This is a genomic window from Halorussus rarus, from assembly GCF_003369835.1.
GTDB classification, from domain to species: domain Archaea; phylum Halobacteriota; class Halobacteria; order Halobacteriales; family Haladaptataceae; genus Halorussus; species Halorussus rarus.
In genome coordinates this window covers 1,227,047-1,239,306 of the sequence record NZ_QPMJ01000002.1, presented here as the reverse complement: position 1 = coordinate 1,239,306, position 12,260 = coordinate 1,227,047, and the positions used below count along the sequence as shown (strand labels likewise).

Annotated in this window: 9 protein-coding genes; 5 read left to right on the top strand and 4 right to left on the bottom strand. The window is 69.1% G+C overall.

Annotated elements, in window-relative coordinates; all coding sequences use genetic code 11:
* Positions 1-59: 59 nt before the first annotated feature.
* From DVR07_RS14445 to rnz, 3 genes are all read right to left on the bottom strand, one after another.
* Positions 60-2,066: a DUF460 domain-containing protein gene (locus DVR07_RS14445; protein ID WP_115797971.1), complete on the bottom strand. Its 2,007-nt coding sequence runs from the start codon at positions 2,064-2,066 to the stop codon at positions 60-62.
* A gap of 128 nt (positions 2,067-2,194) precedes the next feature.
* The gene (locus DVR07_RS14440) at positions 2,195-4,300 is read right to left on the bottom strand and encodes a bifunctional metallophosphatase/5'-nucleotidase (RefSeq protein ID WP_115797970.1); all 2,106 of its coding nucleotides are present in this window, start codon (positions 4,298-4,300) and stop codon (positions 2,195-2,197) included.
* 182 nt (positions 4,301-4,482) lie between these two features.
* Complete coding sequence (rnz, locus tag DVR07_RS14435) at positions 4,483-5,409, bottom strand: ribonuclease Z (protein WP_115797969.1); 927 nt, start codon at positions 5,407-5,409, stop codon at positions 4,483-4,485.
* 246 nt (positions 5,410-5,655) lie between these two features.
* Between rnz and DVR07_RS21720 the strand changes: the two genes are divergently transcribed.
* The 5 genes from DVR07_RS21720 to DVR07_RS14410 all read left to right on the top strand — a co-directional run bounded on the left by DVR07_RS21720 (position 5,656) and on the right by DVR07_RS14410 (position 10,989).
* Complete coding sequence (locus DVR07_RS21720) at positions 5,656-7,623, top strand: DUF7282 domain-containing protein (protein ID WP_162829577.1); 1,968 nt, start codon at positions 5,656-5,658, stop codon at positions 7,621-7,623.
* Positions 7,624-7,769: 146 nt separating this feature from the next.
* Positions 7,770-8,831 carry a DUF4382 domain-containing protein gene (locus DVR07_RS14425; protein WP_115797968.1) on the top strand — a complete coding sequence of 354 codons (1,062 nt, stop codon included), beginning with the start codon at positions 7,770-7,772 and terminating at the stop codon, positions 8,829-8,831.
* A 145-nt stretch (positions 8,832-8,976) separates the two neighbouring features.
* On the top strand, positions 8,977-10,050 hold the full coding sequence (locus tag DVR07_RS14420; RefSeq protein ID WP_115797967.1) for an AAA family ATPase: 1,074 nt from the start codon (positions 8,977-8,979) through the stop codon (positions 10,048-10,050).
* 88 nt (positions 10,051-10,138) lie between these two features.
* Entirely contained in the window at positions 10,139-10,510 is a 372-nt protein-coding gene (locus DVR07_RS14415; protein WP_115797966.1) for a hypothetical protein, read from the top strand.
* A 41-nt stretch (positions 10,511-10,551) separates the two neighbouring features.
* The gene (locus DVR07_RS14410; RefSeq protein WP_115797965.1) at positions 10,552-10,989 is read left to right on the top strand and encodes an acyl-CoA thioesterase; all 438 of its coding nucleotides are present in this window, start codon (positions 10,552-10,554) and stop codon (positions 10,987-10,989) included.
* Here the strand turns inward: DVR07_RS14410 and DVR07_RS14405 are convergent.
* A complete protein-coding gene (locus DVR07_RS14405; protein WP_115797964.1) occupies positions 10,986-12,086 on the bottom strand; it encodes a methyltransferase domain-containing protein in 1,101 nt (366 codons plus the stop codon). The two genes, DVR07_RS14410 and DVR07_RS14405, sit on opposite strands and share 4 nt — an antisense overlap.
* Positions 12,087-12,260: the final 174 nt, after the last annotated feature.

The following is a 12,260-nucleotide window of genomic DNA, read 5'->3' as shown; positions in this document are numbered from 1 at the left end:
CTCGCGGGTCGGTTCTCCGAGCGGTGAGACGTGGAGATTACTCGGGATCTTCCCTCTCCTCAGGGGCTCTGCCCGCTGGCCTCCGACCCCGAGTCGTACTTGCGGTCGGCCCGGTGCTCGCTGATGAGCCGGTCGAGCTGCTCGGCCTTCTGCTCCTTCCGCCGCTCGGCCGCCCGCTCCTCCCAGTCCTCGATGACGGCCTCGACCTCGGCCTCGCGGGTGACCGCCAGCTCGTCGACCTCCTGGATGGTCACGTCGTCGGCCGGGCCGACCGGGATCTCGCTCTCGAAGAGGATGCTGTCGGCCGCGTCCGAGAGGCCGCCGTCGCCGACCAGCACGAGCTTCGGGTCGACCTCGGCGAGCCGCTCGGCGGTCGACCGGCCCGCGCCCGAGGCGTCCCGGAGGTACACCACGTCGCCGGTCGCCAGCCCGAAGCTCTCGTGGGCGGCGTCGATGGCGCCCCTGGTGAACTTCTCGACGGGCTTGACCGGCGTGAGCCCGGCCTTCTTCTCGGAGACGTCGCTGAAGTTCGAGTGGTCGAGCTTCCACAGCTCCTTGAGCCGGGCGAGCTTGCCCTCCAGCTCCTCGATGCGCTCGTCGCGCTCGTCGAGTTCGCGCTCGAGCCGGCTGTTCTCGCGTTCGAGCCGGGAGACCTCGCGGCGCTCGCGGACCTCCTTGCGCTCCTCGCTCCTGGCCTTCTCGAGGTCGCCCTTCAGCTGGCCGATGCGGCCCTCCTTGCTCTCGATGGTGTCCTCGAGGTCCTCGACGTGGCTCTCGAGGCGCTCGACCTGCGACTCGAGCTGCTTGATGCGCTTCTCCTCGTCGGTCAGTTCGCGGGGCGTGTGCTCGGTCTCCTCCTCGTCGGACTCGTCGTCGTCCGACAGGGCGGCCAGTGCGGTCTCGACCGAGTCCTCGCCCGCGACCACGCGCGCGGTGACCTCCCCGCGGTCCATCCGCGGGGGCACCTTCTCGGCGATGCGCTCGAACTGGTCCTCGTGGTCGTCGAAGGCGTACAGGGCCGCCGCCATCGCGTCGCGCTCGTGGTCGTTGTCGTAGTCGTGCTCGCGCGTGCGGTGCTGCTTCTCGTCGACCGGGAGGTCCGACCGGGGAATCCACCCCGCCGCGTCGAAGCTCCGGCGGATCTTCTCGACGGTCTCGGGCATGGGCTCGACGTCGGCCGCGACCACGACCGGCCGGCCGCGCTCGATGATCCACTCGATGACCTCGGCGGTGTCGGCGGTCCGCGTGCTGAGCACGTCGAGCACGGTCCCGTCGAGGTCCGCCACCGCGACCGCGGTGGTCGTGCCGGGGTCGATGCCGACCAGCACGTGGTCGCGGCGCTTGGCGAGGGGCTCGAACTCGATGCCGTCCCGGCGCTGGCGCTCGACCTCGACCCGGACGTCGCCCGAGCGCCCGTTCGACACCGGGATGTCCTCGGGCCGACCTTCGACCTCGAAGACGGCGTTCGAGAAGCCGCCGTACTTCTCTGTCGCGTCGCGCTCGTAGTCGAGGCCCGCCCCGTCGAGGTCGCTCTCTATCTCGCGGGTCTTGCTCTTGACCGACCCGTGGATGCGCCGGGTGTAGCGGTCCTCGCTCCACCCGCCCTTGCCGGTCGAGCGCCCCCGCGAGACCTTGACTTCGGTGGTGTTCGTGAAGGCCGACACCTCGTAGCCGACGTTGCCGGCCGCGAGCCGGGCGGCAGCCTCGGCCTCCTTCATCGGCTTCTTGCCGTAGGGGACGCCGTGGCGCGAGGCGACCCGCGAGAGGGGTTCGGGCCGCTCGGCGCCCGTGACCTGCACCAGCCGGGTCCCGTCCGGAAGCTCGCGCAGGAAGTGGACGAGGGCGTCCTTGTCCGACGCCAGCTCGTACATGTTGTCGGTCGCCACGAGCGCCGGCTCCTCCCGGTCGATGAGCCGGCGGAGCTTGCGGTGGGAGACCACGTCGCGGTCGACGTTCTCGCCGTCGAACGCGACGACCGCGTAGGAGGGTGCGTCGCCGCGGACGTCCCCGCTCTGGACGTCCACGCCGAAGACGAGCGTGTCGAGGGCACTCGTGCGGGCGTTCACGGCCGGCCGTAGGGTGCGGGCGGATATAAATCCGACGCGGGGTCCCGATTCCGCGGTACGAGGTGGCGCCGGGAGCTGTCCGAGATGTCCATCGACCTGGCGCGAGAAAAAGGGAAACCGCGCGTCGGTCAGGCCCGACGCATCGCCACGAGGGCGGCCGCGAGCAGCGCGACGACGGCGATCACCGGGGTGAAACCGGGGATGTCGGACTCGCCGTCGACGGTCGTCGTCTCGGTCGCGTCCTCGACCGGGGCCTCCTGCGTCGTCACCGTGGTGGTGTCGACCGTGGTCGCCGGCTTCGAGGTGGTCGCCGCGGTCGTCTCCGCGGCGAACTCGTCGGCCGAGAGCTCGGCGTTCAGCACCGAGTTCTCGAAGTAGACGCGCTGGTACGCGGAGGTGTTGTAGCCGCCGTAGATCTGGACGGCGTCGCCGTCCGCCATCGCGCGGAGGTCCGCGAGGTCGAACGCGACCGTCACGGTGTCCGCGTCGAGCGTCGTCGACTCGGCCGCGAGGCGCTGGCTCGCGTTACCCGTAGCCGCGTAGAAGCCGTCGCTGACGTTCTGGGTGCCGTTCGGGGCGGCCAGCGAGACGGCGACGGTGCCCTCCGAGACCTCGACGGACTCGGTCGCGACCTCGGCGTCGACACGCCGGATGCGGTTGGCGTCCGTCGGCGAGACCGGGCTGTTCTCCCGGACGTAGTTCAGCAGGGCCGTCCCGTAGAGCGTGTGGGACTCGCTGACCACGGTGGCGTTCTCGAGCACCGAGTCGTCCCAGCCCGCCATGTAGGAGTTGACCGTGACCTCGTAGGTCTCGTCCTCGCGCAGGGGCTCGCCGCCGACCCACGCGTCGCGAATCTGCTCGTCCGTGTCGTTGTGGCCGACCCACTCGTAGGAGATGCCGCCGACCTGGAGCTGGGCCTCGGCGCCGTACTGCTGGCCGGTCTCGCTCTCGAGCGTGACGACCTGGCTGGCGAGCAGCCGCTCGATCTGGGTGCCGGTCAGCTCGACCGTGACCAGCGTGTTCTGGAACGGCAGGACGTTGTACACGTCGCCGACCGACAGATTGCCGGGGCCGTAGACGCTGTTCGACCGGATGCCGCCCGCGTTGGTGATGGCCACGTCCGCGCCGGTCTGGGCGAGGAACGAGTCGCCGATGAGATTGCCCAGCGCGGTCTCGTCGTGGTAGTTCGGGGAGAAGCGGGCGTCGAGCTCGACGTCGGTCCTCCCGGCGACCTTCGAGAGCTCCGCCGAGCGGGCCTCGGTGATGGCGTTCGCAACCGTCTCGTTCTTGGTCACGTTCTCGGTCACGTCGAGCAGCCGGCCGTTCCACGCCGTCACCTCGCCGTTCTCGACGGTGAGGTTGAGCTCCGCGAGGTGCTCGGCGCGGGCCTCGGCCTCCACGATGACCGCGCCGCCGGTCTCCGCGGGCGGGTACTCGACCTCGTCGTCGCCGACAACGATGGCGTCGACGTGCTCGGTCTCGTTGGCCAGCTCCTTGGCCACGGGCACGCCGAGGTGGGCCGAGACGACCACCACGTCGACGTTCCGCTCCTGCTTGAGCATCGTGGCGTACTCGCCGGCGACCTCCGAGTAGTTCTGCAGCTCGTAGCCCGCCTCGTCGAAGTCGACCGCGGTCTTGGACTTGATCTTCTCGTCGGCCACCCCGACGATGCCGACCTTCACGCCCTGGCGCTCGACCACGGTGTAGGGCTCGGCGCCGGGGATCGGCTCGCCCGTGCTCTCGTCGACGATGTTGGCCATCAGCCACGGGAAGTCCGAGGCGTTGCTGTAGTTCGCGACCGCGCCGAAACCGTAGTCGAGGTCGTGGTTCCCGACGACCTCGGCGGCCGGGTCGACGACGTTCAGCGCCTTCACCGGCACCCGCCACTGGCTGAGCGGCGACAGCGAGTGGGGGCTGACCTGGTCGCCGCCGCCGACGACCACGGTGGGGTTGTCGTGGGCGGCCCGTCGCTGCCCTATCAGCGTCACCAACCGCGGCAGCGTGCCGTTCTCGGCCGCCGCGGTCTGGACGTCGTTGTACGACAGTATCGTGAGCGTCGTGGAGTTGTTCTGCGGGGTCTCCGCCGCGGTCGGCGCGAGTCCGGGCGCGGACGTGGCCGCGTCGCGAGCGGTCGTCTCCGCGTCACTCGGACTCGTCGCCTGCGCCGCCGCCGGCGGGACCGCGCCCGCGACGACGAGACAGAGAACCAGTAGCAGCGATGTGTGTCTGCGCATGCAGTCGAGAGGTAGCAGATGGCTGTGATAAAACCTGCCAATTTTCCTACCCCACGACAAATAATATCACAGTAATAGATTAAATTATTACCGCGTGTCCAACCGAGAACTGTCGGCGGATGACCGGTCGTGGCGTGGCGGTCGCCGCCGCGGCGACGCCCGTTTCGGGCGCTCGCTCCGCGCTACTCGTCGGGGTACGGGATCTCGCGGGTCAGCCCGTCGTCGGGCAGGAACGTCTCGCCGTCGAACGCCTCGCGGGCCTCCGCGAGGTGGGCGGAGACGTCGCCGGCGTACCGCGAGGAGACGTGGGTCAGCGCGAGGCGCTCGGCGCCGGACCGGCTCGCGATCTCGCCGGCCTGGTGCGCGGTCGAGTGGCCGGTGTCGCCGGCGCGGTCGGCGCGGTCGTCGGCGAAGGTGGCGTCGTGGATCAGCAGGTCGGCTCCCTCGGCGACTTCGGCGACGCGGTCGCTCGGTCGAGTGTCGCCGGTGTAGACGACCTTGCGCCCGGGCCGAGGGTCGCCGACCACCTGGTCGGGTTCGACGACCGTGCCGTCCTCCAGTTCGACCGGGTCGCCCTCGTGGAGCTGCGAGAACTTCGGCCCGACCGGGACGCCCAGTTCCTCGGCTCGGTCGCGGTCGAACCGGCCCTTGCGGTCGTCCTCGACCAGCGCGTACCCCACCGCGTTGGTGTCGTGGTCGGTCCGGAACGTCCGGACCGCGTAGTCGTCGCGCCGGACCGCGGCCTCGTCGGGCCCGACGCCGTAGACGTGGACCGGGAACGACGGCCGATTGTCGGCGGCGCGGATGAGCGCGTCGACGTCCTCCTCGGTGCCGGCGGGGGTGTAGACCGAGAGCGCCCGCTCGCGGTCGTTGAAGTCGAGGGTCTGGACGAGGCCCGGCAGTCCGAGCACGTGGTCGCCGTGGAGGTGGGTGAGGAAGATGTCGGAGATGGTGAAGCCGGTCCCGAAGCGCATCATCTGTCGCTGGGTGCCCTCGCCCGCGTCGAACAGCAACCGGTCGCCCTCCCGGTTGACCAGCACCGAGCTCGGATTCCGCTCTGTCGTCGGCACTGCCCCGCCGGTTCCGAGAAAGGTCACGCGCATCGACATCCTCGGACGTACGTCGGGGTCCCCGCGGGAAAGCGCCTTCGAAACGAGCGGTCGGGTGCCTCAGATAGAGCGCGAGGTACGCGAAATTACCCCGACGGAAATAGCCGGTTACGACAGGGACACCGCCGGGCGAATCGCCGGATAGTCCCGGCCTAATCAGATGTATCTGGTTGTTACGTGCGTGAACGGTCGCGTCCGTTTATTCGCGGACTCGTCGTCCGATTCGTTGCGGAATGGGGGTTACACATGACACGTGACACAAGGACACTTAGTGCCGTCTTCATGGCGGTACTGTTGATTTTAGCGAGCGGGACGGCAGTATCGCTCGCGGTGACGAGTAGTTCGCCATCCGACGCCGGGACGAACGCGGTCGGCGTGCAGGAGACCACCACGGCGGCGGACGGCGAGGAGACGACCGCGGCCGACGGCGCCGCGGAGACGACGCGAGAAGCTGACGAACCGGCCCAGCAGGACGAGGCGAGCGTCACCCTCAACGAACAGGAATCTGACGGCGAGCAGGTCGTCATCGAGTCGGCGACCCTGCCGGAGGGCGGCTTCATCGCCATCCACGACAGCTCGGTCCAGGACGCTCCGCTGGCGAGCGTGCTCGGCAACTCCGTGTATCTCGAACCCGGGACCCACGAGGACGTGACTATCACGCTCGCCCGGCCTATCACCGAGACCCAGACGCTCATCGCCATGCCCCACCTGGACACCAACGACAACCAGGTGTACGACTTCGTCCTCTCGACCGGGAATCTCGACGGTCCGTACACCGTCGACAACGAGATTCTGGTCAACGAGGCGAACGTGAGCGTCGCGCAGGAGACGACCACGACGACCGAGGCGGTCGAGGAGACCACGACCGAGGAAGCCGTCGAGACGACCGAGGTCGTCGAGGAGACCACCACTGAGGAAGTCGTAGAGACGACCGAAGAGATCGAAGAGACGACGACCGAAGAGATCGAAGAGACGACGACCGAAGAGATCGAAGAGACGACGACCGAGGCGGTCGAGGAGACCACGACCGAGGCGGTCGAGGAGACCACGACCGAGGAAGTCGAGGAGACCACGACCACGACGGCCGAAGCCGACGAGATGCGCCAGATGGTCTTCAAGGTCGAACAGATGAACATCGACCGGTGGTCCTTCGTCATCGGCGACGAGGAGACGCCCGACCGGACCGAGACCGTCGGGAACCTCACCATCCAGGACCGGCGGGTCGTCCTGAACCTCTCTGAAATCCTCCGCCAGAGCGCGGCCGCCCAGCAACAGGCGCCGCCCGTGACGACGCATAGTCCCGAGCAGGTCGAGCAGATGATCGAGCAGAACCTCTCGCAGGACATCCCGACCGTCCGGTACGTCATCCAGAACGTCCAGGTCGAGAACGTGACGTTCGTCATCACGGCCCCGGAGGGCGTTGAGCTTCCGGAGCCGCCGATGATGACCACGACCCCGGCGGAGCCGGGTGAGGAGACCACGACCGAGGTGGTCGAGGTAACCACGACCGAAGCGGTCGAGGAGACCACGACGACCGAAGAACCCGTAGAGACGACTGAAGAGATCGAAGAGACGACGACCGAAGAACCCGTAGAGACGACTGAAGAGATCGAAGAGACGACGACCGAAGAACCCGTAGAGACGACCGAGGTCGTCGAGGAGACCACCACTGAAGAACCCGTAGAGACAACTGAGGGAGTTGAGGAGACGACGACCGAAGAACCCGTAGAGACGACTGAAGAAGTCGAAGAGACGACGACTGAAGCGGTCGAGGAGACGACGACCGCGGCGGCCGACCTCCAGTCGTTCGAGGTCTCGAACCTCGATGCACCCGAGGACGCGTCGGCCGGCGACACCATCGAGGTGAGCGCCACCGTCTCGAACCTGAACGACCAGCAGGCGACCCAGGAGGTCGTCTTCCGGCTCGAGGGCACCGCCATCGCGCGCCAGACGGTCACCCTCGACGCCGGTGAGCAGACCACCGTGACCTTCGAGATCGATACCGAGGGCGTGCCCGGCGGCCAGTACATCCACGGGGTGTACACCCGCGACTTCGGTGAGCTCGCGGTCATCGTGATCGAGGAACCGAGCGCGGAGACGACCACCGCGGTCGAGACAGAGACGCCCGAGGAGACAGAGACGCCCGAGGCGACCGAGACGCCCGCGAACGGCGAGACGACCCAGGTAGTCGAGGAGACGACGACCGAGGCGTAACGCCGACGCGGAGCAAACTCCGGAAGCGGAAACTTCCTCTTTTTCGGCGATCCGAGACCGTTTAATAGCCCGAGGACGGCGGGTCGCGAACGGGCGCGAACGAAAACGACCATTTATCAATCGGAGCCGAGTTGCGCCGAACCGACATGGGACGATACGCTGCCGTCTGTCTCGCGGTCGCACTGCTGCTCGCCGGTTGCGTCGGCGGGCAGGGAGGACCGACCGCGTCGCCCGATTCCGGCGACGCCGAAACGACGACCGAGGTGGAGACGACGACCACCGGCACGGAGTCGTCCGCCGCGACGACTGACGCGGGACCGACCCCCGCCGGCACGGGGACGTCCGGCTCCGGCGAGAGCGCGACCGCGGTGAACTTCTACCTGAGCGACGAGCAGAACGCGATGGGCGACTTCGCGCACCTGAACGTCACCGTCTCCGAAATCGGCCTGCAGCGGGCCGGCGGCGGCTGGACCACGCACGAGGTGGACCAGCGCGTCGTGGACCTGACCCGGCTCCGGGGTGCGAACGCGACGCGGCTCGGCACGGTTCCCGTCGAGAACGGGACCTACGAGACGGTCTTCGTCCACGTCGCCGAGGTGAACGGGACCCTAACGGGCGGCGAGCAGGTCAGGGTGAAACTCCCGAGTCGGAAGCTCCAGATCCACCGGACGTTCGCGGTGGGCGCGAACGAATCGGTCGACTACGTCTTCGACATCTCGGTGTTCGAGGCGGGCAAGAGCGGGAAGTACATCCTCAAGCCCGTCATCGGCGAGTCCGGGACCGACAAGGAGATAGAGAGCGTCGACGACGAGCGACCCGACGGTGAAGCGGAGAAAGGCGACGCGAAGGACGGGGACGACGATGAGAGGGACGAGAAGAACGAGAAGGGCGAGGACGACGAGAAAGCTGCGAGCGACGAGTCCGCGCCGGAACACGAGACGGCGCTGAACGCCACCCTCGTCGGGAACGTCACCCGCGGCGGGAACGCGACCGTCTCGGTCACCCGGAACGGGACCGGCGTGGCGAACGCGACCGTCTCGGTGAACGGAGCGGTCGCGGGGAACACGGGCGCCGACGGGAACCTGACGCTCGCGGTGCCCGACGCGGACGAACTCGAAGTCGAGGTCGAGACCGAGAACGGGTCGGCGGAACTCGAACGGACGTTCCGGTCCGAGCGCGAGAGCGACGACGAGAGCGGGGGTAACTGACCGCGACGCAGGCGCGAGTCCGGCTTCGATGGGTCGATCACCGCCGCGTTCGACGGGCCGATTCCCACCGCCGCGGGCGTCGGGGGTTCCCGACCCGCGGCGCGGACCGACCGATTCTTACCCGCCGACTGCGTAGTTCCCGGTGATGGACGCGCCGCTGTGGACCGAACGCTACGCGCCCGACCTGGCCGACCTGCCCCAGTCGGACGTCCGCGAGTACCTCCAGCGGGCCGTGGACGACCCGATCAACCTCGTCCTCCACGGCCCGCCCGGCGCCGGCAAGACCGCCGCGGTCCGGGCGCTGGCCCGCGAGGCCCACGCCGACCCGGACAACGACCTGACGATACTCAACGTCGCGGACTTCTTCGACCGGACGAAGAAGGAGATACGGAACGACCCGCGGTTCGAGCAGTTCCTCCAGGGCGAGACCGAGTTCTCCAAGCAGTTCCGGCGGGGGTCCGACCAGCGCAAGCAGTACAAGCGCCAGTGGTCGAAGCGCGACATGATCAACCACATCCTCAAGGAGTACGCGGGCTACGCGCCCTCCTCGGGGGGGTACCGGACCCTGGTGCTCGACAACGCCGAGGACATCCGCGAGGACTTCCAGCAGTCGCTGCGCCGGACGATGGAGCAGTTCCACGAGACGACCCAGTTCGTCGTCACCACCCGCCAGCCCACCAAGCTCATCCCGCCCATCAAGTCGCGGTGCTTCCCGGTGGCGGTCCGGGCGCCGACGAACGACGAGATCGTCGACATCCTGCAGTCCATCGCCGAGACCGAGGGCGTCGAGTACGACGAGATGGGGCTCCGGCTGGTGGCCGGCTACGCGGAGGGCAACCTCCGCGAGGCCATCCTGAGCGCCCAGACGCTCCACGAGAAGGAGGGCGAGATCACCCGCGAGACGGTCCAGACCGTCCGGGAGATCGGCATCCGGGGACGCATCGAGGAGATGCTCGACGACGCCGAGGCCGGCGAGTTCTCCGACGCCCGCAAGACCCTCGACGACCTGCTGGTCGACGAGGGGTACAACGGCCAGGAGGTGCTCCGGAAGGTGCTGGAGGTTGCGCGCAACTCCAACCGGTACACGGGTCGCGAGACGGAACTCGCCGAGCTGACCCGGCTCGCCGGCGAGATCGACATGGGGCTCGCCGAGGGGTCGAGCGACCGGGTCCAGCTCGGCCACCTGCTCGCTGAGCTGGGTGCGGAGAGCGAGGCGTAGCGAGCGCGGCGACTAACCGACCCGTCGAGCGAGGGGATGGACTGGCCGACACGAAATCGTTTTACCTTGGAGTTCCAACAGAATGGCGATGGCCCTCCCCGACACCCTCGAACGGATCGGCATCGTCGTCGGCAGCGCGCTGCTGCTGGCGCTGCCGACGAGCGCCCTCCCTTGGCTAACCAACGGCGTCGGCGGGACGCCGGCGTCGCCCGCGGCCCTGTGGCTCCTCCCCGGCGCCCTCGCCGGCCTCCTCGTGGCGACCGGCCGTCTCGGGGTCAGCTACCACCAGCTGTGGAAGTTCTCGCTCGCGAGCTACGCCGTCGCCGCACTCGGCCCGCTCGTCGGCGTCCGTGCGGCAGCCGATCCGGTCCTCGGGGTCGGCTGGTGGCTCGTCGCGGTCGGCGTCGGCGCCCTGGTCGCTCGCGTCCGGTTCCGGCGGCTGACCCCCGCCGCGGAGTAACGCACCCCGAACTCTTTGTCCTCGCCCGCGAACCACGGGCCGTGCCCAGCCTGTCCGACACCTACCTCGAGAACCGCTTCCGGGTGCAACCGAACGACGCCAACAACGTCGAGACGCTCCACGGCGGCAACCTGATGAAGTGGATGGACGAACTCGGCGCGATGTCGGCGATGCGCTTCTCGGGCGAGACCTGCGTCACCGCGGGCGTCGACGACCTCTCCTTTCACCGACCCATCCCGCTCGGCAACACCGCCCTCGTGGACGCCTACGTCTACGAGGCAGGCCGCACGAGCGTGAAGGTCCGGCTCCGGGCGTGGAGCGAGGACCCCCGGACCGGCGAGACCGAGCGCACCACGGGGTCGAGCTTCACCTTCGTCGCCGTCGAGGACCAGGGGACCCCGGTGACCGTGCCGGAGCTGACCGTCGAGTCCGACGAAGGGAAACGACTGCAGCGGGAGGCGCTCGACGCCGAGAGCTAGCTCCGGCCGGCGTCCGCCTCGTCCAGCACCGAAACGTACCGCACCAGCGACCGGTGGACCCGACGCTCGAACTCGTTCTCGACGGTCCAGCCGACCTCGCGGGCCGCGTCGCTCCACGACCGGTCGCCGACGACGACCGTCCGGTCGGCGACACGGCGGGCTTCCGCGAGCGCGCCTTCGACCAGGTCGTCGAGGTCGAGGTTGGCGATCTTCGACTGGCGGCCGTAGGGCGCGTCGAACACCACGGCGTCGATTGAATCGTCCGCGAACGGGAGGTGAGTCGCGTCGCCCTGGAGGGTGGCCCACCCGCCGGTCGCGCGGTCGTCCGCATCGAGGTATTCGGCCAGGTTCTCGCCCGCGCCGCGGGCCATCTTCGCCTGGGCGTCCGCGCCGCAGACGGTCGCGCCGACCAGGCCGGCCTCGACGAGGACGCCGCCGGTCCCGCACATCGGGTCGAGCAGGATCGCGCCGGGCCGGGCGCCCGCGAGGTTGACCAGCGCCCTGGCCAGCAGCGGGTCCATCCCGCCCGGCTGGAAGAACGGCCGGTCGGTGGGCTTGCGGGCGCCGTAGTCACGCACGCTCTCGGTTTCGAGCCAGCCCAGCAGGCAGGTGCCGTCTCGCGGCGTTTCGCCGTCGTCTCGCGGCTCTGCCGCTCGACTGTCCGCGGAGCGACGCTCCGCGCTACTCGACCGTTCAGAGCCTCGAGGCGGCTCGCGCGAGAACAGCGCCCGGAGTTCGTGGTCGGGGTCGTCGAGGTCGACCGCGAACCCCCGGTCGACCAGAACCTGGCCGAGTTCGCGCTCGACGCGCTGGGTGTCGATGCCGGCGGTGTCCCGGACGTCGCGGGCCCGGACCGCCACGGTCCCCTCGCGGTCGACGCCCGCGGCCTCCAGCAGGACGCGGGCCGACTCGGCGCTGGCGTCGGTCTCGCCGACGAGTTCGCTGGCCCGACGAGTGTAGGCCAGATTCCGGACGCGGTCGGTGAGGGCGGTCGCGGTGGCGAGGCCGGGGGCGACGACCGCGATCCCGGTCGCGGCGCTCGCTGCCTCCGCGGCCGCGAACCGGTCGTCCTCGCCGGCGAGTTCGAGCGCGTACACGGTCTACCGGACTCGGCGGTCGCTCTTGGGGGTTTCGTCTGCAGGCCGCTCGCACGGCGGTTCGCGCCGCAAACCCGGCCATGGCAGGGGGTCCGGGTGGTATAAACCCGCGATTCCACCTGTCAGTGCGGAGTACCAACCTTTATAAACCTTAAATACGACATTTAAGTCGCA